Below are 24790 nucleotides of genomic sequence, written 5' to 3' on the forward strand. Positions count from 1 at the left end.
CTCTTTTTTAAAATTTATTTATCCTATGTAGTGCCATGCCAGAAAGTTAATAGGCGGTTATCTACCGCATGCTCAGTAAATAACTAGCCTTAGTTTGGCTTTCGGCAAAATGGGACAGTTTTCCTGCAAAAATAAATAAAGAGAATCTACTACTAGATTCTCCCGCTTAACAATATTTAATTACGTTAATCTACTTTAACATAATGAAACATGCTTAAATGCCACCAAGAGAAGAGGATCGAATTGTTTGCCCGCGCAGAGTTCCACTTTGCTCCTTGGAAAAGTACGTCCAAAACTTTTACATAAGAAAAATAAAAAAGCATGCCGGCATTTACCTGGCCGACATGCTGCTATTACGTATTTACTGTTCGATAGCCGGCTGTTTGCGCATACCCAACCACCGGTAGATAATAATGGGCATTACCAGGAGCGGAACTCCGATGTAAAACGAAATTCGTAATTCTTCCGTAAAAGCGACCATAAACAGGCACGCCACCTGGACCCATATCCCGAAATAGGTAATATACGGAAACAGAGGAGCTTTATATTTTAATTCAGAAACTTCTTTCGGGCTTAGCTGCCGACGGAAGTTAAGCTGGCTCCAACAAATCGATATCCAGGCAATAGCGCCGGCAAATCCGGACAATGCCAGCAAATAAGTATAAATGTTTTTATCCTGGTCAAGAGTGTATAACACGACAACCAGCCAGCACACCACAATAGACCCTGTCGTGGCATTGTGAGGCACGCCATGGCTATTTAAACGCCCCAACCAACTTGGTGCCATCCCCTCCTGTGCCAGTGCATATAAGGCGCGGGTGCAACCGTACAGGCCTGAGTTGGAACAGGATATCGCCGCCGTTAAAACAACAAAGGAGAAAATCGCACCCGCCCATTCCAAACCATATGCGCTCAACGCCGCCGCGAACACACTGCTTGCCAGGCTGGCTTTATCCCAGGGAAAAATCGTCACTAAGAGCAACATGGGGATAATATACAGCGCGATAATGCGAATCGTAATCTGCCGAATAGTGGCTGGAATAGTTTTCGCCGGCTCCTTACTTTCCCCGGCGGCCAATCCGATGATTTCCGATCCCTGGAAATTTACCAGAATAATAACCATAGTCAACAGCACTGACCAGTACCCTTCCGGTGCAAAGCCGCCTCTTGACAGCAGCACACTGGTGCCAAGAACCTCGCCGCCGCCGATGGCGCCAAAGAAAATCATTATAGCCAAGGCGCAAAACATAATAAGGGCGGAAATTTTAAACAGGGCCAGCCAGAACTCCATTTCCCCGAACAAATGTACCCGGGACAAATTAATTACTGTAATTGCCAGACCAAACAGAACGGCCCACCACATGGCACTTACCTGCGGAAAGAAATCGTTCATGATGATCCCGGCTGCAATCATTTCTGAGGGGACATAGGTTACCCAGGTTAACCAGTAACACCAGCCCACACCGCAGGCCCAGGCCGGTGATATATAGTCACGGGTGTAGCTGATAAACGAACCGGCGATTGGCCGGGCGACAGCCAGCTCCCCTAAACACACCATAACTGCATAGACAATCAGGCCTCCCAGCAAATATGCCAGCACTGACGCCGGGCCAGCCTTGCCAACCACATAACCGCTGCCTAAAAAATAGCCGCTGCCGATAATTCCACCCAAGGCAATCATCTGCAAATGGCGGTTTTTAAGACCCCGGTTTAATTGTCTCTCAGTGTCTTTCTCCTCCAATTATCATTCCTCCAGTATATAAAAAATTATGCTTTCGGAATGATTATATCACAATCATTTTTCCTGACAATGGGAAATTGGGAAATTTTATTAAACTTTTTTAAATGAATCGTAAACAGCCTTATATTCCGGTGTCGGCGGGATTGATTTATAGACATAGACATGAACTCCATTCGGGTCATTTACAACAAAGCTCCGTTCTCCCCACGGCTTATCCTGGAGGTCCTGACAAATCTCAACGCCTTCGCCGGTAAGCCGCCGGAATTCGGCATCGGCATCGTCAACTTCGAACGAAACAATAATGCCTGAGCCGCCGAAAAACTCCCCGGCATCACGCTGCGGCTTGATGAAACTAATACCCGCTGGCATATCTGGGGCGATTAACTCAATATACCAGTCGCTTTCATACACTAATTCAAACCCAAAATGCTTACAGTAAAACTCCTTGGATTCTACCAGTTTTTCAGTGCCAATTGTAGCATCTATCCGTTTTATTTTCATATTACTATCTCCCCCATTCAGGTTTACGCTCTTTAAAGTATACCACTTTCAACTTGCAGGCCTCCGCCATCTCCCTCGCGACATCCAGCCGGCGGCCAACATGCTCAGGATGATGGGCATCTGAGCCAAGTGTCACCATCTGCCCTCCCAGTTCATAGAACCGCTTGTAGATAGGCAGCAATCTGGCTACTGCTTCCGAATCGATCAGACGGCGGGTATTAATCTCCATGGCCTTTTCCTTTTGAGCCACCGTTTTCAGTATTTCATCAATCCAGTCGCTAAATTCGTGGTAATAGACCTCAGTATCTTCGTACCTGGCATATCGGGCGATATAATCAATATGTCCCAAACTGTCTACAAAATCATATGACTTCATGCAATTCAGCATGGCATTAAAGTAGCGGTCATAGGCTTCACGCTTAGTGCGGGAACGATAAAATGACTCGGCATAGACATCCTCATTGTCAACAAAATGAATAGAACCTATAACATAATCGAAAGGATGTTCCTGTACGAGCCGCCTGTTTTCCTCGAGACACACGGGCTGCATGCCAACCTCAATCCCTAGCAGCAGTTTATCACTTCGATATTTTGTATAGTCTTTAAAATATTGCTCGATATCGAAGGTAAAATCCGGCTCCGGACAGGCCCAATCCATATGCTCGGTGAGAATCATGCCGATACCTAGCTCATCCGCCCGCTGCATAGCTGTTTCTATCGTCATATGGGAATCGCTCGAATACCGTGTATGTATATGTGTATCAAATAACAAAACACTGCCTCCTAATTCACCAGAGATACATCTTCTCTTATAATAACATTCTAATACAAAAATACCCAAACTACAAATTTACTGTCTGTTTACCCCCTGGTACCAAGCTTTCAACTTACAAAAGCTTAGGCTATGAAGATTAGTCATCTGATAAACCCGCGGTCTCACTAATCCCTTGTGCATTTAAAAACTTACTGGGTGAACAACCAATGTACTTTTTAAATACCAATATGAAGTATTTATAATCCTGGAAACCGACTTCTTTGGCAATTTCATATACCTTCATCTTATCGTGCTTTAATAATTCAACCGCCTGTAATACACGGTAACGATTCAAAAAGTCATTAAAGGTGTAATTGGTTTCTTGTTTAAATTTGGCATTCAAATAGGTTGTTGAAAAGCCGTATTCCTTACTTAAACTGTTCAGGGAAATTTTTTGATTGTAATGGGCTTTGATATACTCCAGCATGTTGCTGACATATTTACTCTTAGTGGTTGTAAGAAGTTGTGGGGCAAGTACAGATTCAGAAGATGCCAGTTCCCGTGATTCCATGTATTCGCGCATTTTGCGGTTGGCTTCAATCTTGTCAGTTAGCTTTTCAATAGTCTGATAGAGATGTCCAAAATCGATGGGTTTTAACAGATATTCGGTAACATTAAGCGTAATTGCCTTTTTCGCATACTCGAATTCACTAAAACCGGAAATAATGATTGCCTCATACCCGTACTCTGCAATACTTTCTTCCAGCATTTGCAGTCCATCCTTAAACGGCATTTTAACATCTGTTATCACAATGTCCGGCCGGATTTCCTTAATTTTCTCCAAGCCTTCTTCGCCGTCGACGGCCTCTCCGGCCACAACACAGTTTACTTTGAGCCAATCTACCATAAACAGTAAGCCTTTACGGATAGTGTCCTCATCTTCGACAATCAAGATTTTATACATGTTCTTCCTCCAGCATAACCGGTATCTTCAATACAACCCGCATCCCCTGACCAGAACGGCTCTCAATGGTCAGGCCGTATTCTTTGCCATATAAGAGCTGCGCCGCCCGGTGGACATTGTACAAACCAATATGTTTAGGCATGGCATTTTCGTCGGCAAGCAACCTCTTAAGTTTAGCTAATTGCTCCGCACTCATTCCCGGTCCGTCATCCTCCACGCAAAGAGCCAAACAGTCTTCATACGCCTGTCCGGTAATATGTATGGTCAGTTTCCTGGTGTGTTCCATCCCATGCACAATACTATTTTCGACAATCGGCTGAATCAAAAGCTTCGGCACAGGACAGTGTAAAAGAGCCTCCTCAATCTCAATAGTGTACGCCAATCGCTGATTGTACCGCATTTTTTGCAACATAAGATAATCCTGAACATAACCGATGTCCGTTTTTAACGGCACCTGCATACTGCCGTAGTTAATGCTATAGCGCATTAGGTTGGCAAAGGACACTACCATTTGCGCCGCCTGCTCCGGATTAATCATAATTTCATACCGCAGCGTTTCCATAACATTGAACACAAAATGGGGGTTAAACTGCCCTTCGAGATGTTTGACCTCCATCAAACGCTTGCGTTCAGCAAGCTCATTGTTATTTTTTATCAACTGCTGAAGTTTGATCATCATGTTGTTTAGTTCATCGTACACTGTCTGGAACTCAGCAAAAGTCCGGGACTTAATCCGATAATTTATATTGCCTTTTCTACACTCGCTAACAGCATAAAGCATTTCATCAATAGACCGGAGATTGCGAGCTGTCACCTTATCTGCCAGTACTTTTACAAGTATAAGTAAGAAAAAACTCATACCGCACAGAAAAATCACACCAAATTTAATAAACTGCTGTTGTTTGGCAACAGAAGTCATCGTAATAATCTTAACGCCGCCTTCCGGCAAAACTCCGGTAGTAACATAATAAGGTTTCTGATCGATCACCGCCGTCAGTTGGCCTTCGTTTTCCGGTTTGTATTTGCCCAAAGTATCAATTACCAGGCTGTCGGTAGAAAAAATGACATTGTTAAAGCGGTCAGTCACAACAATAATATCCGCATCCCGGTTGCGCAAAAAGGCACTGAGACTTTCCTCCTGCAAGCCGAAAAACAGGTATCCCAGAAGCTGTCCGCTATTCGATAAAACGGCTCTGGCAAACAGTAAATCTGCCTTTTGACCATTATCATAAGGAAGACGGACTGCGCCGCTGTAGGTCGCAGAGGAATCACTTTGTAACCGGACCAGCACGTCCTTTATTGCACTATTAGCCGAAAATAGGATTTGATTCGTCTTATATAAGTTAGTCGAAACAATACTGCCATCACTTTTCAGCAAAACAAAGTTAGCTTTAAATTCTTGTCCAAGACAGGACTCATATAGCAAATTATTTACTTTGCGAAGATTGCCCCGATCCAGCAGTACTTCCTTGACTTCCTCGTTTTGAGAAAGATCTTCAATGCTCTTTTGATAACCAGCATAATGTCTGCTGATAAAGCTGCTCACTGTCTGATTGCAGTCCTCGTTGGCTTTCATAATAAATAACCGGAAATTAAAAAACAGCAAAAGGATAAACAAAATAAACATCACCAGGATTAGTGCAATTGTGTACCCAACAAACAGACGCTTCATATAATCTTTAAAAGTTGCAGCTTTACCCATTTTACGCCTCTTTCCCCGCATGCAATACCAAGTAGAAGATTACTGTCTTAATTACATTATAAAACAGGGTTCCAACGAATGGGAACCCTGTTAGCTTTACTTATCAAATACTAATGTCACGCTTACCGGTAAGTTTAAAGAATAACAGCAAGGACAGAATCGAAGTCAGAGTAAGTATAGTCGAATAAGCGGACGCATTGCCGTAGTTGCCGCGAATAACCTCGGTATAGATAGAAATGGTCAGCGTCTGTGTGCTGTTTGTATAGAGAATGATGGAAGAGCTTAATTCACTTATGACTGTTACCCAGCTCATAATCGCACCGGCCAGGACTCCTGGCATCATCATCGGCACCGTCACCTTGGTGAACGACTTCATTTCCGAAGCGCCCAGCGAAATAGCCGCTTCTTCCACACTTGGACTAATTTGTCCAATAATTGCTGTACTTGACCTGACAGTATACGGCATCCGGCGGATAGCAAAAGCAATAATCATAATTAACGCCGTGCCGCTTAAAAGCAGGGGCGGATGATTAAAGGCAAAGAGAAAAGAAATGCCCAGTACTGATCCGGGGATAATGTAGGGAAACATCGTAATGGTATCTAGTGTACTGTTTAGGAGATTTCTTTTTCGCACAGTGAGATAAGAAATCAGAATACCCAGAACCACAATTATACTAATGGCTACAAGCCCAAGCACATAGGTATTCCACAGACAGTCATTATTTTTGGTAAATAATGTGGCCTCATAGCTTTGCAGCGCAAAACCGCCCGTAAATACCTGTCCGCCATTGCTCTTCAGGAATGAAGTATAAATAACAATAACTTGCGGTAGGATGGCCAATCCTACCGTTAGATAAACAAAGGCATGGGACAAAATTTTTTTTATGCCTGACAGCTGCTGGGCGGCCATCGGCTTAAGCGCCGTCATCGCATAGGTGCTGCGATCGGCAAAAAAACGCTGCACGAAAAACAGCAGAATAGTCAACATTATAACGATAACACACAAGGCGGCGGCAAAACCATCATCCCCGCCTACCTCACTCATAAACTGGGTATAGATGAGTACCGGAATGGTCTTGAAGCCTTCACCAATCAGCATTGGCGTACCAAAGTCGGCGAATACCCGCATGAAGACTAAGAGTGAGCTGGCCAGCAACGTTGGCATTACTAACGGAACAACAATTTTAGTTATCCGCCCAAAGCTGGAGCAACCCAGGCTTTCTGCCGCTTCATTAAGCGAATTGTCAAGATTCTTGAGCGCACCCGAAACATACATATATACCAGTGGAAATGACTGCAGGGTAAATACCAGCACTATACCGGCGAAACCGTAAATACCGTCAAACTTAATATTAAAGGCAGCATTAATCCACTGGGTCACCACACCGTTGCGCCCTAACAGCTGAATCCAGGCGTAAGCGCCGATAAAGGGCGGTGACAGGTAGGAAATAACTATCAGGATATCCAGCCAGTTGCTTCCCTTGATTTTAACACTGCGCATGACGTAGGCCATGGGCAGGCCAAGCGCCGCCGCCAGTAGTGTGGAGCAAGCAGTAACTTGCAGGCTGTTTACAAGGGTAATCCAATAAAATTTCCTGGTGAAAAATTTAGTTAAATAATTTAAAGTAAAATTGCCCGAATGCGGGTCAATCACACTCTTACACAAAACCAAAAGCAACGGATATATGATAAATACTGCAAAAATAGCTAGGATTATCAGACTGAAGGATGTCCATACAGAAAAGCGTTTTTCCCCGGCACAGTTCATTGTTTACCACCTCTGATTACCGTAGCCTTGCTTTCGTGGTCAAACACGTTGATCTTCTCGGTCTTTACACCAAGAACGATTTCAGTACCATCCGGAATTATATCTTTGACATCAGGGTCTTGAATAACCTGAGCTTCCTGACCATTCGCAAGTTTGACGAAATAATGAGTCGTCAGCCCCAGGAACACACTGCTCATGATAGTCGCTTTTAGGCCTTCACCGGCAGTCTTGACAGTAAACTCTTCCGGCCGTACAGACACCAGCATCTTCTGTCCGGCTTTAACGGTATCTCGTAGGTTTTCCATGCGCACCCGGTAGCCACCTTCAAAAACAACTACCGAACTATCCTCTTTATCAATCTCGGCAGCCAAAATATTAGACAAGCCAATAAAGGTAGACACAAAGGTATTAACAGGCCGCTGATAAATATTCTGTGGCGTATCAATCTGTTGAATAACACCATTGTGCATAACTGCAATCCTGTCAGATATTGCCAAAGCCTCTTCTTGATCGTGCGTAACATATACAGTGGTGATATTAATCTGCCGCTGGATATTCTTAATGGCATTACGCATCTCTACCCGCAGTTTGGCATCCAAATTGGAAAGCGGTTCATCCATTAAGAGAACCTCAGGATGAATAACAATAGCCCGCGCCAACGCCACCCGTTGCTGCTGTCCGCCGGAAAGTTTTACAGGCATCCGGTCTTTTAAGTGATCGATCTTGACGATCTTCAAGATTTCATCAACCTGCTTTTCTATCTGATTCTCAGGAAGTTTGCGCATCTTAAGGCCAAAAGCAACGTTTTCCTTCACCGACATATGCGGAAAAATGGCGTAATTTTGGAACACCATTCCCATGTTGCGTTTATTAGGAGGAATGTCATTGACCACCCGATCGTCAACTTTGATCTGCCCACCCTCAATCGAGTTAAATCCGATAATCATGCGTAATAGCGTTGTTTTTCCGCAGCCCGACGGCCCCAGCAAAGTAAAAAATTCACCCGGTTTTATCTGGAGCGATAGCTCATTGATTATAATATCATTGCCATATTTTTTAACTACTTCTTCAATGCTTATCGAAACACTCATTGTAATCCCTCCGACTTTCTTAGCTGTCCATGTTCATAGGCAAAAGGGCCTCTGCGGCTATATGACGGGTATGTCGCAAGGGGCCCTTTTGTATTAGCATCACATGCTATTTCCTGTACTCTACTGTTACAACTATTTCATTGACTTTTCCAAGTGTTCATTGAATCTGGCGGTAATTGCATTTTTATTTTTGGCTACCCAGCTCTCATCATAATTGCTGAATAATTTGATAGACGCGGTTGGCGTCATATAATCGGCAAGTTGTACATTTTTACGTAACGGGCGAACGGTTAACTCTTTGCCAACTTGCTCCTGAATTTTTTTCGAAAGCATGTAGTCAACGAATTTTTTGGCATTTTCAGGGTGCTTGCAGCCTTTAATAATTTGTACCGACTCACCGGGGAAAACTGCGCCTTCTTTCGGGAAGACTACCCGAACCGGCGCTCCGTTTTTAACGTAGTTTGCGGCTGGATCTTCCCAGGTCAAACCAACTGCATATTCACCGTCGGCTACTCCCTTATGTACTGCACCGGAACTGTTAATCAGCTTCCCGTTAAGGTTGGCGATCAATTTATCGACAAAAACCCACGCTTCATCAGACATCGGATCGCCATCTTTGCCCTTGGCATACAGCATAGCCAACAACGACTGAAAGGCCGAGCTGGAGTTAGCCGGGTCGCCGAAAGCAATTTTACCTTTAAGCGCCGGATTAAGCAGATCATCAAAAGTTTCCACCGGGATATCCGCAGTTAAATTCTTATTAACAATAATTACAGTTGGATCAGCAAATGCCGGAGAAAAATATCCTGACTTGTTTTTAAAAGCGTCACCCATGTTGGCATCTTCCGTGGAAACGTATTCCATAAATAAATCTTTTGAGGAATCCAACATAGTCTGATCGGCAGCCCACAAAATATCACCCAATGGATTGTTCTTCTCCGAAGCAACCCGCTTCTGCAGGGCTCCGGTTCCGGCAACAACCATTTCTACCTTAATACCGGTATCCTTTTCAAAGTTGTGTATAACAAGATTATTGAGACTTTCACTGCGAGCCGTATAGACCGTAAGTACTTTTTCTTCCTGTGCTGCCTTTTGTTTATCGGGGGTACTGGAACCACAACCTGACAGTAATGCACCCATTAATGATCCAGCGAGCACGATAGCCATTGCCTTTTTGAATCGCTTCATTCCCTTTCCTCCCATACGAATCCATATTCTAATTTAATTTTAGCATCCAAAGTCTACTTGTCTATCCGACAAAAAGCAACAAACATCTAAAATAGACAACTAAAATGCCTAACTCTAGAAAAACAAAAACGGAATTCTCCAACAAGGAATTCCGCTCAATACCACCGATCCATTCGGCAAAACTATAGATTGCTCTTCACCGGAAACACCTTGGCTTCTTCAAAGGTTGCCATTTCGTGCAGTATTTTTACCGCCGCATCCAGTACTGTCATACCAAGCACACCACCTGTACCTTCACCCAGACACATATTAAGTTGTAAGAAAGGTGTAAGACCGACTATATCAAGTATCGCCTGATGGCCGGGCTCTTCCGATAAGTGTGTGGCCAACAAGTAGGGCTTTATTCGATTGCTTAGCTTGTAAGCTGCTAATACCGCACTGGAGGAAATAAAGCCGTCGATAACAAGCATAATCCGGTTTGCGGCCGCAGCCAGCACTACCCCCGCCATAGCGGCAATTTCGAGTCCACCAACTTTTGCCAGAACGTCAATTGCATCCTGGGGGTTGGGTTTATTATGAGCTATGGCCTCTTCGACAACTTGGACCTTGTGAGAGACACGTTCACTAGGGATGCCACCCCCTTTTCCGACTACCTCGCTTACGGGTTTGCCCGTAAGAACACTGGCTATAGCAGAGCTTGCCGTAGTATTGCCGATCCCCATTTCACCAAGGCCTATAACAGCGTAACCCTGGGAAGCTAAGGTTTCAACCATCGTTATACCGACTTTGATTGCCGCTATAGCATCCGTTCTCGACATCGCTGCCTTCTGCCGCATATTGTCAGTACCGCGCCTGATTTTGCAATGCATAATCGGTAAATCCGGCGGAAAGTCACACTTTACACCGACATCAACCACGATTAAATCAGCATTGGCATGTCGTGACAAAACATTAATGGCCGCACCGCCGCCAATAAAATTATATATCATTTGCTCGGTAACTGCAGGCGGAGAAGCAGCCACGCCTTCAGCGGTAACACCATGATCGGCAGCCATTAAAACAAGTGCTTTCCGGGGTAAAGCCGGTGGAAAAGTTCCTCGGATACCGGCCAGTTGGCATGCCATCTTTTCCAAACCTCCCAGACTGCCGACAGGTTTTGTCAAGTCATCCAGCCGTTTCAACGTTGTGGCCATCGCCTTATAATTCAAAGGCTGTATTGACGCAATTAAACTTTTAATCTCTTCCAAACGGATCGCCTCATTCCTCGAAACACTTATATTTCAATATATTTCACAACCCTTGGTTGTACTACTCAAACTAGCAGACTAATCTTCAGATGGGGTTTTAACTCCACCCGAAGATTAGTCATCGGATAAATTTGCAAGGAATTGCAATTAGAGAAAGCGGCTATACTTTAGTTTTAGTAGTACATATAGAAAGGATTGAGCTCTAGCAATGGTCAAAGTACTGTTTGTTGCCGGCGAAGCGGCTCCATTTGCCAAAACTGGCGGACTCGGTGACGTTATCGCTTCTCTGCCTAAAGAACTTAGAAACCAGGGACTTGACGCCAGAGTCATAATTCCCAAATATAGTGATATCTCCGAAGAGTACAAACGAAGACTACTACCGGAAACAGTAGTCCAGGTACCCGTATCCTGGCGCCTGCAATACTGTGGAGTTGAAAAACTTGAGCACGATGGTGTTCCGTTTTATTTTATCGACAATGAATATTACTTCAGACGCGCCGGCTTCTATGGTCATTACGATGATGCCGAACGGTACGCTTTTTTTTGCCGGGCCGTGCTGGAAGTACTGCCCCATATAGATTTTCAGCCACACGTCCTGCATTGTCACGATTGGCACAGCGGAATGGTTAGCGTATTCCTTCACGCTCATTACCGGGGTAATCCCTTTTACGAAAGAATGAAGACTATATTTACCATCCACAATCTCAAATATCAGGGAGTTTTCCCTAAGGACATACTTATCAACTTACTTGACTTAAACTGGGACTATTTCACAGTCAATGGCATTGAGTTTTACGATCAGATTAACTTTATGAAAAGCGGCGTTACTTTCTCCGATTTAGTCACTACAGTTAGTCCTTCCTATGCAAATGAAATTCAACACTCCTACTTTGGCGAAAAACTGGAAGGCGTTCTGGCGAACCGTCATAACGATCTTTCAGGTATTATAAATGGTATTGATTATGAGATCTATAATCCGGCTACCGACCCTAATTTATTCATTAATTACGACGGGAAGACGGCTAAGCGCAAAAATAAAAATAAACTGGAACTGCAGAAGATGCTGGGATTACCGCCTGACATTAACAAACCGCTATTGGCCATGTGCACAAGGCTGGTAGAAGGTAAGGGCATCGACCTCGTATTACGGGTTCTAAACGAAATTTTAGACGGCGATGTTCAAATGGTTATTTTAGGGCAAGGTGACGAAGACTATCATCATACCTTGTGGCAAGCTTCCTGGATTCATCATAACAACCTTTCAGTAATCATTCCCTACCGCGAAAGTCTCTCCCGCAAAGTGTTTGCCGCCGCCGACTTATTGTTGATGCCTTCACGGTACGAGCCATGTGGTCTCGGTCAACTAATTGCCATGCGTTACGGCGCCCTGCCAATTGTCCACGAAACAGGCGGACTGAAAGACACCATTCAATCCTACAATGAATTTACCGGCGAAGGAAATGGTTTTAGTTTTACCAACTATAACGCCCACGATATGTTGTATACCATCAGGCGGGCCCTCATTTTTTACCATGACAAACAACTTTGGCAAAAGCTTGTCCAACGCGTTATGCGGACAGACAATAGCTGGACTAATTCTGCAAAAAAATACCGGCAGTTATATCATTCGTTATTTATGGAAGAACATGTTTATAAAGCAGCCACAGCATCACCTAAAATTAGTGTTCCACCTGATTTAGATGAATTCGTTCCGGATTATACGCAATTTGTTCCCGCAAAGGAGATTTTGTATGCTCACTAAAACTAACCAGGAATGTCCCACCCGCTTTCCCATGCCGTCTTCCAAACCAGAACATGTTAGCGTCGTCGATTTCCGTGATGCCTTTGTTGCAACACTACAAAACCTGCACGGCAAATCTCTGGCAGAAAGCACGGACCAGGAGAAGTTTATTGCCCTGGCGGCATTAACTAAAGAAATAATCAGTAAAAATTTAATTGAAACCAGAAAACAAAGAGCCCATGATAAACCTAAACAAGTATACTACCTCTCTATTGAGTATCTTCTTGGGCGTCTTTTGGAAAGCAACCTTGTTAACCTTGGTATCAGAGATACTTGTGCAGAAGCTCTTTCGCTAGTAGGTATCGAACTTAATACTCTACTGGCCCAGGAAGAAGATGCCGGACTGGGTAACGGTGGTCTGGGGCGCCTGGCCGCGTGTTATCTTGATTCAATGGCTGCGCTGGGCCTGGCCGGGCATGGCTGCGGCCTGCGTTACCGCTACGGGCTGTTCGAGCAAAAAATCGTAGGCGGCTATCAGCATGAATATCCCGATAATTGGCTGAAGAATCGTTCGTATGTCTGGGAATACCGCCGCCCTGAAGAAAAAGCCTCTGTTAGGTTTGGCGGTACCGTTCGGGTCCATACTAACGGCCGAACTAAGTTTATTCACGAAAACTACGAGCACATTTGGGCCGTTCCTTACGACGTACCAGTTGTTGGCTATAAAAACGAAATCGTTAACACCCTGCGATTGTGGAGTGCCGAAGTAGATATCTCAAGCCATACCTGCAGTATATACGGTCAAGACTGCAACAACGTAATTAGTTATAAACATGGTGCCGAGTCGTTGACAGATATCCTCTATCCTGATGATTCCCATTATGAGGGCCGGGTGCTGCGGCTCAAGCAGCAGTACTTTTTGGTATCTGCCAGTTTACAGCACATCATTCACTCCTTCCGGCTTCATCACAGCAAGCTAAGCGAACTTCCCGACAAAGTCGCCATTCATATTAACGATACCCATCCCGCACTGGCGATTCCCGAACTTATGCGCATCCTTATCGACGATTATAGCCTAGACTGGGAAGAAGCATGGAGCATCACGGTTAAAACCATATCTTATACTAACCATACGGTACTGCCGGAAGCATTGGAAAAGTGGCCTGTCAGCATGTTGGAACAGCTTCTGCCGCGTATTTACATGATTATTCATGAGATTAATGAGCGCTATTGCCGTGATATCTGGACAAAAAATCCGGGTGACTGGGATCGCGTCAGAAGTATGGCCGTAATTGCCGACGGGCAGGTCCATATGGCGCATCTTGCCATTGCCGGCAGCCATTCTGTCAATGGAGTAGCCAAAATTCACACCGAAATTCTCAAAAATTCGGTTATGAACAATTTCTATACCCACACTCCGAACAAATTTTCCAATGTCACCAACGGAATTACCCATAGGCGCTGGTTGTTAATGGCTAACCCGCTGCTGGCAAAACTTATCACAGATGCGATTGGCCCCAGTTGGCTTGATTATCCTTGCGATTTAACCAAGTTAACGCCCTTTGCCAAAGATGCCGCTTTTTTGGAAGATTTGGCAAAGGTCAAATTACAAAACAAGCTTAATTTAGCTAAATACATTAAGCACAAGTATAACGTCATTGTCGATACAAACTCCATTTTTGACTCACACATTAAACGCATCCACGCTTATAAACGGCAATGCCTGAATGCCTTGCACATTATGCACCTCTATAACATGTTACGGGAAAACCCCAATATCAAAATGACACCCCGTACCTTTATTTTTGGCGGAAAAGCAGCTCCGGGCTACTACAAAGCCAAAAAAACTATCAAGCTGATTACTACCCTTGCCGATAAAATCAATAAAGATAAGACCATTAATGGCAAACTAAAAGTTCTCTTTCTGGGAAACTATAATGTTTCCCTCGCCGAACTCATTATCCCCGCCTCCGATGTCAGTGAACAGATTTCTACCGCCAGCCGGGAAGCCTCCGGCACAGGCAATATGAAATTTATGATGAACGGAGCACTGACCTTAGGTACAATGGATGGTGCCAATATTGAAATCAGCGAAGCCGCCGATGCAGACAACATTTTTATTTTCGGGTTATCTGCTGAAGAAGTTCTTAACTACTATCGCCATGGCGGCTATAATCCCTGGGATGTTTATAATAGTGATCCCCGCATCAAAACAGTTGTTGACCAATTAGTAAATGGATTTTTCCCTGTTGATCAAAATGAATTCCGTACCATTCATGATGCCTTACTCTACCATGGTGATGAATACTTCCTCTTAAAAGATTTCTCTTCCTATGTCAGCGCCCAGCAGCAAGTAGGCGAAACCTATCTTAGCAAGTCTCTCTGGCAACAAATGTGCCTGTTAAACATCGCCAATTCCGGCTGGTTCGCCGGCGACCGTACCTTCTCAGAGTACGCCGCGGAAATTTGGCACTTAGACCAGCCCCTTCCTGTTTGGTGTCAATGTCAGTCGCAAGCACTCCATTAAAACATAAGTTGCTCAATAAGAAAAACCGCTAACGCGCTCCCATCCGAAATTAGGCACTTAAATCCATTAACCCCTTTTTTTTGGGGGAGTTGCGGAGTTCACGACAACCCCGGCAACTCCCGTAACCCCTGGCCCTTTGCCGGAGAAAGCGTTCCGCAGGAGAAAAGCTAGGCGGTATTCCGTAAAGAAATCCGTACTGTTTGAGCACAGCGAGTTTACGGATTTTAGGAGTACCGCCTGGCTTTTCAGCTTTTGGAGGCTTCGGGCCTAGACCTTTTGTTACTTTTGGGTCAATTGCCAAAAGTAAGATTCCTCAAACCTGCGCCATTCCTCCCGCCTCAGCCTCTGAAAACTTATACTTTCTTATCTTAAAATAAAATCCGCTTTCTCGCCGAAAGGCCAGAAAGCGGATCTTTCATTTATTCGCCACATGCTGAATCTTAACCGGCTGCCAGGCCGTATGGTCAATCATTGCCCCAAATCTATCTTTCATCTGTATTCTAATAAAAAAATAGTCTGGCAGGCCTTGCTCCGAAAATGGAACATTAATAATTACAGCATCATTGAATCTCTTAATATTTTCAGGTGCTACATCAGCGCCAATCATACTAAACGAAAATATATTTCTCGTACGGTTAAGCATATTTTGATTTTCCCGAAAGCCGATAACAGACACCTGATATTGATTAAAGTACATTGAGAAATCAGGTATGTAAAAATGCAGCCATAACGATGAATCCTGAACGGCACAGGCCAGCGCCCGTACCCTCGCTTTATGTTCTAAAGCGCCAAGGGCACTGACCGTTTTCGGATAAACTAGTTCCGGCTTCTGCGTCTCCCAGGCAGTAGCGTCTGCTAAATTTACTGCAGAAGTCCGGGGTACGATAAGTGGAATGTCTACTTGTTCGAACAGCTCGTTTCTCCGGATAAAACTGCGCAAGAGTTTAGACATGATTGGAACCCGCAATTGGCTCACATATTCATTAAGGGCAGCTTCTTTAACAGACTCCTGGTCTGAAGTTAACGTAAACTGCTCCCATTGCCAACTATTTTTCTGATACATGGGTTTGGGCGGCAGCAATGCCGCCTCCGGCCTATATCCATGAGGAATTGGAAAACCGCCACGGTGAACGAGATATGTATATAACCTTGGTATTTGTAAAATACCGTTATTAGCGACCTTAATAACAACCGCCGATGTGAAAGCCCAAGTCGCTGCATGGTCAATATGTTCGTCATCCGGGTGTGGCAAAAAAATCAGACTGGGCTTAAACTTGCGTATAATTGATTCTAGGTCATCCATAACGGCTTTCCCAGAATAAGGTGTATTGAGCCTATAGCTATTGCTATAGGGGGAATACGCTTTACCTGTATAACGGGATTGATAAGGGCTGTTGCTGTCCCAATGTTCCGCCCAAATAGACCCAAGCCCCCGGTCAGGGTAACCAAGGAATATAATTCGGTTTTGTGCTACCCCCAGCCTTTGTAAGGCCCATATAAATTCATTTTGGCGTAAATAGCCCGATTTGATGTAGTCATCCTGCGTAAGAAAAAGATGATGAAACTGTTCTTCAGCCGCAAAAGTAAAACCGTCGCCATTGGTCATCGCCACGACCATGACTTCTCCACCCGCACCTACTACTTCCTGAATTATACCCCCACACCCTAAAGTTTCATCATCACAGTGCGGCGCAATAACCAGCAGGCGGGTCTGTCCCGGTACAAATGAGATTTCCGGTAATGATTGGCCTACTTCAGGTTTTTCCTGATAGTAAAAATATATATTGTAAACACCAAAACACAGAAGCAAAAAACATATAAGCGCCCCGAGTGATAAATAAACTGATCGTATACGCATAAAAACCCTTTCGAACATAAGTAATAGTTCGTACCTCTTACATATATAAACTCCCAGTTTAGGAAGCATCCTATTCGTTAAGAGATAGGGTTTTGGATAATTTTATGCACCTCTGACAAAGTATACGCAAACAATAACTACTGCCAACAGGATCCGATATACCGCAAATATAGCAAAATTGTTCCTTTGAAGATACTTAAGCAATAAGCTAATGCACAAAAGCCCTACGATCGCGGAAGTAATTGTGCCGACCATGAATAAAGGACTGGTCACATTATGAATGATATCCGGTGTATGTTTTAGCGCCGCACCTGCAATAATTGGCGTTGCCAGCAGAAAGGAAAATTTAGCGGACGCTTCCCGTGAAAGTCCCAGCCAACGGCCTGTTGTCATGGTAATGCCAGAACGGGAAACCCCTGGAATCAGCGCCAGAGCCTGGGCAAAACCAATCAACATAGTTTGTTTGAACGTTATGTTTTCAAACTTTATTCTTTGAGGCGAATTTTTATCTACATAGTAAAGAACAATACCCATCACAGCGAGCCCCCCCGCGATGATAAGGGGCTCTGACCGAATATACTTGTCGATAACCGACTCAAACAACAATCCGGCAACGCCGCCGGGAATTGTAGCTAACACCAAATACCAGAACATTCTTCCCTCTTTAGATTTAAGTCCTTTCGTTAATCCGTTAATAACAAGCTCCAGCCAATCCTGAAAGAAATAAATAAGTACTGCCAGCAGTGTTCCGACATGCAGCGCCACATCCAGAGCAATATCAATATTCCCACCGACTTGAGCTATAATCGGATCCCAGCCAAAAAGCCAACGCACAATAATTAAGTGTGCCGAACTGGATATGGGCAAAAACTCACCCAAGCCCTGTACAATTCCTAAAACGATTGCAATAAACAACAACATATGCTATCCATTCTCCTTTTTAGGTATTTATGCCATTAAATATTATATGTCAATAAATATCACTTTATCTATGGCTACTATTTTTAATAGCTGAGAGAGCATCTGTCAAACCACAACATAATTTACAGATGCTCTAAAGAACAAGAATTTTATACTGTCTTATAATACGTAGGTCTGCGTTGTTTACCCGGAAACACACGGAAAAGTATTAAATTAAATAGTAGACAGCCTAGCACTGTTACCATCGTATCCCCAATATAATGCTGTCCCCGCAAGATTTGGTACACGCCCATAAAAACACCGACACTGAGCCCAGCCCCACCTAATAATAATTGTATTTTTCTATCTCTTGAAACAAAGAACAAAGATAGTAAAGCAAATCCACCTGCCGCATGACCGGCAGGAAAACCCATCCCCCTGTGTTCCTGCTTAAAACTAGCAGGATACGGCGATAAAGGTTTAACATAGGGCATTGATCCGCCATAACGCTCAATTTCGTAAGGACAATAGACATTAGATACCTGCTTACCCGCACCGATAAGTAACGGACAAACCATCATGCTAATGAGCACGCAGGCCAGCGCACGGCGAAATTGCTTCAGAAAAGCAAATGACGCTTTATACGATAATGCAAGTAGAATTATAAGCAGTATCGCAAACACTACTAACCCCACTTTAATGCCTGTATATAATAACCAGCCATAGTGGGCATGCACGTCTTCCAACAGCCATTTACCGGTTTCAAAGTTGTAGGCATAGTCTTGGACAAATAAATCGAAATCAGTGTACTGGAGAACAAGCAAATTCAAAATAAATAACGCCATTGTCACCAAAATAGCACGATATTTTTGAAAAAACCACACAGCAACGTCACCCCTTGAATACAAACTCACCATTTAATTAAAGAATCTTATCCTATGGTCACTTAACAGAACTGTACTTTCCCTCTTTATACAACATACTGGCTCCCTGATACCAGCTAATAGCCTCTTTTACTAAATCATCATCAGGCGACTGCGCCGTATATTCCCCTGTCTGATAGTTAATTTGATAAAAAGAAAACTGCTTTTTGGGTTTTAAGATGACCAGTTTGTCCCCTTTGGCATAAGCGATATTCTGATAGGTACTAATAAAAATACGTTCTTTTTCCTGAGGCAGCTTCATAACATCATAGCCCATAAACCGCGAAGTATAAGAGAAATTAAGTAAACCCAACAGCGTTGGTGCAACATCAATTTGACTCATTAGACGATCAACGCGTCCTGGGGCAATTAGCTCGGGGGCATAGACGATGAGCGGAATATGGTATTTCTTGATAGGCACTTCCGTCTTTCCGGCGCTGGCAGCCTGATGATCGGCAACAATAACAAATACGGTATCGTTAAACCAAGGGTGTTTCTTGGCCTCAGCCAAAAAATTTCCGATGGCCCAATCCGTGTATTTTACAGCACCGCTGGCACCGCCAGGTGAAGGGATATCAATTCTGCCATCCGGATAAATATAGGGGCGATGATTAGAAGTGGTCATAATCATCTGAAATACTTTCTCCCCCTTAGCATAAGCCTTGTCAAGATTTTCTACGGCCTCGCCAAAAATTACCTCATCGGCCACACCCCACACGGTTTCAGTCATAATTTTTTCTTTTGGGATACTGGTACGGTCAAGAATCTGGTAGTTATTTTTTTCATAGAAATCATTCATATTATCGAAATAACCATAGCCACCGTAAATAAACCGGCTTTTATAATTACGGCTGTTTAGTACCGAACCCAAAGTAAACAAGTCGGCATTATCCGGCCGGCGCACAATAGATTGTCCAGGTGTCGGCGGAATGGATAACGTCAGAGCCTCTAACCCCCTGACAGTCCGCGTTCCTGTTGCATAAACCCTGGTGAAAAAAAGCGATTCTTTTGCCAGTTTATCTAAATTTGGCGTTAGCCCCTGTTGATTACCAAAGGCCCCCAGATAATCAGCACTCAGACTTTCTACAGTAATAAATACGATATTAGGATGCTTTTCCGGGCCTGATGCAGTAACAAGTTTGGTCAGTTCTCCCGGATTTGCACTAACATATTGGCTATTTGGTTCCTGCAGAAGTCGTCTGAGCGAAGGCTCAAGCTCGTCATTAGGAATAGTTTTATAATAGCGAACATAATCAAGCTCATTATTCCGAAACGCCGATAAAAATTCGTATACGCCATTACCGGCCAATTCATTATTAAAAACATTTGTACTAATATTCTTCATGTTACCGGTGACCGAAAAAAACACAGCAACCGGGAAAACCAAGGCTAGCCCTATTACACCTAACCGGCGCTTGAATGAAAGCGTTGTATCCCAACACAAGCCTTTCTTCCAGATACCAAACGTTAAGATACTGGCACCAAAGCTAATACCACTAAATAGCAGCTTAAGCGGGTAACCCTCGCGAATCATCCCCACTACCTCTTGGGAGTAAACAAGATAATCAACGGCAATAAAATTAAAGCGCGCCTGGAACTCATCCCAAAAATAAAACTCAGTAACCGTGAGCAACAGCAAAACCGCTGAGGAAACCCAGATCAAACCAGTAATCGCAACCTTGTTAATTTTACTGGCAAAAAAGCGACGCGGTACAAGTACCAAATAAAGTATTAACGGTAACAATCCTTGTCCAATAACTATGAGATCAAAAAAACTGCCGACTGCAAACACCTTAACTATTTCCCATGGTGTTATTGTAAGCTGCCCGTAAGAAAATAACGCCAGCCGTATGCGCAAAAACATACCTATAATAACCCATAGTAAACCGAGCGAAATAGCCGAAGAAAATCGACCAAACACATGCTTATTCCACTTCATCAAAGCTCTCCTCCTGTAAATGACCATAACTATTGCATTATATACTAGAAGATTATAACAATCAATTATGAAAATAAAATGAAAAAGATAAAATTAAATGCTTACAAATAATAAACTACTTGCCAAACATCTGGAGTGCCTTGATTTTGTTTCTATCAGCAATACAAAGCCCCTGATAAGGATACTTATACAAGTACCCCTATCAGAGGCTCAATTACTATATGCTAAATCGTCTCTAAAAAATATCCTCTTCCGCCGGAGAGATATAGCCTTTATCTGCAAGAAGTTCTTTAACCATTGCATATGTTTCAATCACCATAGTCGGACAACGAAGCTTGCGGTTCCAGGGATCATCATTCAAGATGGTCTGACAATCAATGCCACCGTACTCCTTGCCAAACTTCTCCTCAAACCAGATAACTAGTTCTTCGATCATAATGTTTAACTGCCGGTCTTCCTGCTCCTCCAGTTCTCCTCTGCCCGCGTACAAGCTAAGCAGGCAGACAGCCCCGGTCAATACCCCGCAGATCTTCCCGGTAAATCCCAATCCCCCGGCCAATCCGGTCATAGCCCGCACCAAATCAGGATTGCTTTTCCCCTGCTGCTCAAGACCTAATGTTAGCAGTATCTGGCTGCAGTTAAACCCCTGCATCTGAAGTTGCATAATGCGCATAGTTTCATCAGCCACTGAACGCCCCTCCTTAGCAAACATACCAAATAAAATTAGTTCAATTAGATAAATGGTTACTTGCATTTAGTGTTTTTACATGATACTCAGACTTAGCACACTTAATGACATTGATGCACGCATAATCCTGATCTATCCGAAACAGGTTGCTAATAGGCATCCCCAGTATATGACACAACAGCAGCCGATTAATCCCGGCATGCCCACTAAGCAGGATGTCACCGCTTGCAGCCTCCAGCATTTCGTCAAACGCCGCCACTACCCGCGTGGCGCATTCGGCAAAACTTTCCCCCCCAGGAACACGATAATTAGCAATATCTGCGCCTCTGGCTTTAAACTCGTCCGGAAAACGCTGCGCAATATCAGCAAAAGTGCAGCCTTCCCACTCGCCAACTGATATTTCCCGGAAACCACGCCAAGCGGTAATGGGTATATCTTTATTGGCGGCAATTATTTCTGCCATTTGGCATGAGCGTGTAAGATCACTGCAAAATACTGCATCAATATGGACTTTATCAAATATCTGCTGCAATAAGTAAGCCTGTCTTATACCTTCTTCATTCAGCGGCAAGTCAACTTGCCCAATAAACCGCCGTTGACTATCCGGCAGTTGAATTCTGCCATGACGCAGCAAATATACCGTTCTGTTTACCATGGCTACTTCCACTCCGTTATTGCTCTTTTCGCCGCACTGGGTGTAAGCAAGTCTCCGCAGCACTCGGCCTTAACATTCACCGTCAGGTTACCATTCTGCCGTGCTAAAAATATCGCTGGAACTGCCGCCAGGGCTCTATGAATTTTCTCTACAACACTGGTTCCAGGTTGACCTGTTGTCAAAGCGGCGATCTTCAAACTTGTTGCGTTGTGGGCACAGTCGACGGCAGCCGTGAAGTTGACAACTTCAGCAACGGCAAATAGATTTTCATCCAAATCCGCCATGGTAAACTGTCCGTATATGCCAAGTGATATGCTGCCCTCTTTCCGTCGTGTTATTGGCGCTAACCGCCGCAGCACCGATCCGCAGCTGCAGGGTTCAAGCAAGAGGCGGGATATATCACCGGTGCGGTAGCGGATGAGCGGCATCCCCTGTCTGGTTAAGGTTGTAATTACAACTTCGCCTTCCTGTCCGTCAGACACAACCTGACCGGTTAAGGGGTCAATGATTTCAAAATAAAAATCCGCTTCATGCAAGTGATAACCGGCGTGCGCCGCACACCCGGTTCCGCCGCCAAGCCCCATTTCGGTCATTCCATAATGTTCAAAAACCTCACAGCCCCAACTATTTCTCAATTCCGCAACAATTGGTTTGGAAACATAGTCGGTGCTTAACAATACGTTCTTCGGCCGAAAAGATGGTAAGGCGTCAGCGCCGGTATAACGGGCTAATGCCAGTACTTGCACCGGAATACCTACTAAACAATCAATCTTTTCACATTCTATGCGTGCCAGTGTTTCCGGAATACTATGGACAAGACCATAGTGAATGGGTTGAGCATTTAACCGGCTAACGGCAGTCGCCAATAATGCTCCGACACCGCCGGGACGTTCGCCGGGGAGCAATATGAGTACCTTATCGCCAACAGCGGTAAAAGTAGCCATACCATATTGAAAGAACTCAACTGTTAATTCCTGATCGGCGGGAGTAAAATATAGACGTTTAGCCGGGCCTGTCGTACCCGAGCTTTCCAAAGTGACGACGCGGCTGATATCACTTTGCGATACACAAAGGAATTGTAAGCCATACTGCTTTATATCATCGTCAGTCGTAAATGGAAGCCGGCACAGATCGTCCAAACAAACCATTTCTGTTTCAACAAAACCCGCTAATAATCTGCGATAAAACGAACTGTGATAATAAGCCCAACGGACTATTTCCTGCAATTTATGCAATTGGTAGCTGCTAATCAGTTCACGGGTCAAAGACGCAGTGCCTGCCCCGATTTTTTTCTTGGCCCAGACGTCAAGCGACGTTCTGGGAATCATTTGCCGAAGCCGCAATTAGGAAAAGTACAGGTATTACAGTTCAGGCATAAGCCGCCAATGCCAAGCGTGCTTACATCTTTTGCCGTCAGCCGTTCGTCAGCCAATACCCTTGGCAATACCAAATCAAAAATTGTCCGTTTGGCATACATAACACACCCTGGCAATCCTAAAATCGGAATGCCGCTTTTTGTATAAGCAAGTAAGAACATAGCGCCGGGAAGTACCGGCGCACCGTAGCAGACCAAATCGGCTCCGGTACTCTTTATCGCTGTAGGTGTGGTATCATCCGGATCAACACTCATACCGCCCGTACAAACCACCATTTCAGCACCCTTGTCAATATACTCCTGAATCGCGTTGGCAATATTTTGCGGGTCATCATTCATGATCGTTTGACCCAAAACTTCGGTATCATACTCGCCCAGTTTTTCGCGGATGACTGGTCCAAAAGCGTCGGTAATTCTGCCGTGATAGACTTCATTACCGGTTGTTACGATACCTACTTTTTTATGTCTGAGCGGCAAAATCTTTAATAACGGTGTACTGCCGGCAATCTCCTGGGCCTTTGCCATTTTTTCCTTTTCAATAACTAGCGGAACGATACGGGTTCCAGCAAGCTTGTCTCCTTTTTTCACAGGAAAATTACCGTGCCTGGTGGCTATAATCATTTCCCCCAAAGCATTGATCGCATTAACCTTGTCCTCGTCAATTTTTAGCAGTCCGTCTGCTGCCGCGATCAACTCAACTTTCCCTTCTTTAACCTCGGTAGCGTCAATATATTCGTTCTTGCATATTTCACACAGAATTTCTGCTGCTTCGTTTTCATGGTATTTGGTATCATCTTTTTCCCAGATATATAAATGTTCTTTGCCAATTGACAGCAGTACCGGGATATCCTCTTCCCTGACAACATGCCCTTTACGAAATACGGCATCCTTCACTATGCCCGGTATAATCTGAGTCATGTCGTGGCAGAGCACATGCCCGACTGCTTCGGTAGTTTTAATTAATTTCATATTGTTAGACTCCTTTACTATTTGTCCGATAGTAAAATCAAAATGATCCTGCAGAACCTATAAGGATCCTTTTGTAAAACCAAGAGTATTAAAAATGCAGTACCTTAAAATTACTTCGATATTTTTACGCCCAACGCCTGCAATCTGACAAACTCAGATTGGCTTCTCTGTAATCAAGACCCTTGCAGGCAAAAAATATCAGTATACTTGTACTATTATTATACAGGCAAACCGCGTTAAAATCATCAAAATATTCGAA

Annotated in this window: 19 protein-coding genes; 2 read left to right on the forward strand and 17 right to left on the reverse strand. The window is 44.1% G+C overall.

Annotated elements, in window-relative coordinates; genetic code table 11:
• Window positions 1–361: 361 nt before the first annotated feature.
• The 9 genes from SRRS_RS20650 to cobT form a co-directional block, all read right to left on the reverse strand.
• Window positions 362–1681, reverse strand: coding sequence for an amino acid permease (locus tag SRRS_RS20650; RefSeq protein WP_371369900.1), 1320 nt, complete (start codon window positions 1679–1681; stop codon window positions 362–364).
• 150 nt (window positions 1682–1831) lie between these two features.
• On the reverse strand, window positions 1832–2242 hold the full coding sequence (locus SRRS_RS20655; RefSeq protein WP_371363195.1) for a VOC family protein: 411 nt from the start codon (window positions 2240–2242) through the stop codon (window positions 1832–1834).
• Between the two features lie 4 nt (window positions 2243–2246).
• Window positions 2247–3014, reverse strand: a complete 768-nt coding sequence (locus SRRS_RS20660) for a histidinol phosphate phosphatase (protein ID WP_371363196.1) — start codon at window positions 3012–3014, stop codon at window positions 2247–2249.
• Window positions 3015–3153: 139 nt separating this feature from the next.
• Window positions 3154–3960: a helix-turn-helix domain-containing protein gene (locus SRRS_RS20665; RefSeq protein WP_371363197.1), complete on the reverse strand. Its 807-nt coding sequence runs from the start codon at window positions 3958–3960 to the stop codon at window positions 3154–3156.
• A complete protein-coding gene (locus SRRS_RS20670) occupies window positions 3953–5662 on the reverse strand; it encodes a histidine kinase (RefSeq protein ID WP_371363199.1) in 1710 nt (569 codons plus the stop codon). The genes SRRS_RS20665 and SRRS_RS20670 overlap by 8 nt, the downstream gene beginning before the upstream one ends.
• A 103-nt stretch (window positions 5663–5765) precedes the next feature.
• Complete coding sequence (locus SRRS_RS20675) at window positions 5766–7430, reverse strand: ABC transporter permease (RefSeq protein ID WP_371363200.1); 1665 nt, start codon at window positions 7428–7430, stop codon at window positions 5766–5768.
• A complete protein-coding gene (locus SRRS_RS20680; RefSeq protein ID WP_371363201.1) occupies window positions 7427–8521 on the reverse strand; it encodes an ABC transporter ATP-binding protein in 1095 nt (364 codons plus the stop codon). Before SRRS_RS20680 ends, SRRS_RS20675 begins: the two co-directional genes overlap by 4 nt.
• A gap of 132 nt (window positions 8522–8653) precedes the next feature.
• Window positions 8654–9709: an extracellular solute-binding protein gene (locus SRRS_RS20685; RefSeq protein WP_371363202.1), complete on the reverse strand. Its 1056-nt coding sequence runs from the start codon at window positions 9707–9709 to the stop codon at window positions 8654–8656.
• Between the two features lie 182 nt (window positions 9710–9891).
• Complete coding sequence (gene cobT, locus SRRS_RS20690; RefSeq protein WP_371363203.1) at window positions 9892–10956, reverse strand: nicotinate-nucleotide--dimethylbenzimidazole phosphoribosyltransferase; 1065 nt, start codon at window positions 10954–10956, stop codon at window positions 9892–9894.
• Between the two features lie 208 nt (window positions 10957–11164).
• Here cobT and glgA point away from each other — a divergent pair, with 208 nt between their 5' ends.
• A complete protein-coding gene (glgA, locus tag SRRS_RS20695) occupies window positions 11165–12718 on the forward strand; it encodes a glycogen synthase GlgA (protein WP_371363204.1) in 1554 nt (517 codons plus the stop codon).
• A gap of 31 nt (window positions 12719–12749) precedes the next feature.
• Window positions 12750–15224, forward strand: coding sequence for a glycogen/starch/alpha-glucan phosphorylase (locus tag SRRS_RS20700; RefSeq protein ID WP_371369901.1), 2475 nt, complete (start codon window positions 12750–12752; stop codon window positions 15222–15224).
• 415 nt (window positions 15225–15639) lie between these two features.
• Here the strand turns inward: SRRS_RS20700 and SRRS_RS20705 are convergent, their stop codons facing one another.
• From SRRS_RS20705 to SRRS_RS20740, 8 genes are all read right to left on the reverse strand, one after another.
• Window positions 15640–17082 (reverse strand): PIG-L deacetylase family protein, encoded by a 1443-nt coding sequence (locus SRRS_RS20705; protein ID WP_371363205.1) that lies wholly within the window; start codon window positions 17080–17082, stop codon window positions 15640–15642.
• Window positions 17083–17184: 102 nt separating this feature from the next.
• Window positions 17185–18003, reverse strand: a complete 819-nt coding sequence (uppP, locus tag SRRS_RS20710; protein WP_371363206.1) for an undecaprenyl-diphosphatase UppP — start codon at window positions 18001–18003, stop codon at window positions 17185–17187.
• A 149-nt stretch (window positions 18004–18152) separates the two neighbouring features.
• On the reverse strand, window positions 18153–18866 hold the full coding sequence (locus SRRS_RS20715; RefSeq protein WP_371363208.1) for a phosphatase PAP2 family protein: 714 nt from the start codon (window positions 18864–18866) through the stop codon (window positions 18153–18155).
• Window positions 18867–18924: 58 nt separating this feature from the next.
• The gene (locus SRRS_RS20720) at window positions 18925–20844 is read right to left on the reverse strand and encodes an LTA synthase family protein (RefSeq protein ID WP_371363209.1); all 1920 of its coding nucleotides are present in this window, start codon (window positions 20842–20844) and stop codon (window positions 18925–18927) included.
• A gap of 235 nt (window positions 20845–21079) precedes the next feature.
• Window positions 21080–21532, reverse strand: coding sequence for a DVU_1555 family C-GCAxxG-C-C protein (locus tag SRRS_RS20725; protein ID WP_371363210.1), 453 nt, complete (start codon window positions 21530–21532; stop codon window positions 21080–21082).
• A 40-nt stretch (window positions 21533–21572) separates the two neighbouring features.
• Complete coding sequence (cobC, locus tag SRRS_RS20730; RefSeq protein ID WP_371363211.1) at window positions 21573–22187, reverse strand: alpha-ribazole phosphatase; 615 nt, start codon at window positions 22185–22187, stop codon at window positions 21573–21575.
• A gap of 2 nt (window positions 22188–22189) precedes the next feature.
• Window positions 22190–23515, reverse strand: a complete 1326-nt coding sequence (locus SRRS_RS20735) for a DVU_1553 family AMP-dependent CoA ligase (RefSeq protein ID WP_371363213.1) — start codon at window positions 23513–23515, stop codon at window positions 22190–22192.
• Window positions 23512–24531 carry a molybdopterin-binding protein gene (locus tag SRRS_RS20740; RefSeq protein WP_371363214.1) on the reverse strand — a complete coding sequence of 340 codons (1020 nt, stop codon included), beginning with the start codon at window positions 24529–24531 and terminating at the stop codon, window positions 23512–23514. The genes SRRS_RS20735 and SRRS_RS20740 overlap by 4 nt, the downstream gene beginning before the upstream one ends.
• Window positions 24532–24790 lie beyond the last annotated feature (259 nt).

It is taken from the genome of Sporomusa rhizae (genome assembly GCF_041428845.1).
In the GTDB taxonomy this organism is placed as follows: domain Bacteria; phylum Bacillota; class Negativicutes; order Sporomusales; family Sporomusaceae; genus Sporomusa; species Sporomusa rhizae.